The following is an 805-nucleotide window of genomic DNA, read 5'->3' on the forward strand; positions in this document are numbered from 1 at the left end:
CTTGGATTCAACATTGAAGTGCAACGCACCCGAAGCTAGATTTTACCTCAAGAGGCGTTCTAAACCCTAGCACCTTTCTAGGTCGATTATTTAAACTGTCTTCAATCGACTGAACTAAGTGCATGCATAGGTTATCCAGACGCATTGACTTCGGTAGAAACTGACGAATTAACCCATTGGTATTCTCATTCGTTCCACGCTCCCAAGAATGATAAGGCTGAGCAAAGTAAATATCAGCCTTCAACGCTGTTGCCATCGTTTCATGGTCAGCAAACTCTTTACCGTTATCAAAGGTGATACTTAACGCCTGTTCACCTTTTAGCATGCCAATGCAAGCTTGTGTGACGGCTACTGCCTTGCGATTGGGTAGCGCTTTGATCTTAGTCTCTCGAGTTGTTCTATCCACTAGAGTGACAAGCACACCTTGATGTCCACGACCAACCACCGTATCCCCTTCATAATCGCCCATACGACTGCGCGCTTCAATGATACTGGGACGGTCATTGATATCACAGCGGTTCGCTATCTTTCCGCGCCTATCATTGCCTTGCAGATACCGTCTCTTATAACGCTTTTGACATCTAAGGGCGCTATGTAAGTTACCCCCTGCCTTTTTGTCAGTATAGATGTGTTGGTATATCGATTCATGGCTTGGGACCTCTTGCCAACCCAGCATCCTCAGTCGCCCTGTGATTTGCTCAGGTGAGTAGTGTTTGCTGAGTAGATGCTCAATATAGCACCAGCCAAAGCGGCTGATCTGTGAGCTATTCACAACTTTGCGCGCGTTTGCCAATCGATGGGCTTG

General features: G+C 46.7%; 1 protein-coding gene. It reads right to left on the bottom strand.

Annotation, left to right across the window (positions count from 1 at the left end):
- Positions 1-7: 7 nt before the first annotated feature.
- Positions 8-805, bottom strand: a 798-nt coding sequence (locus tag AAEY80_RS14295; protein WP_350588518.1) for an IS30 family transposase, incomplete at its 5' end; no start/stop codon positions are given.

Source organism: Psychrobacter sp. 78a-MNA-CIBAN-0178 (genome assembly GCF_040309625.1).
GTDB classification, from domain to species: Bacteria; Pseudomonadota; Gammaproteobacteria; order Pseudomonadales; family Moraxellaceae; genus Psychrobacter; species Psychrobacter okhotskensis.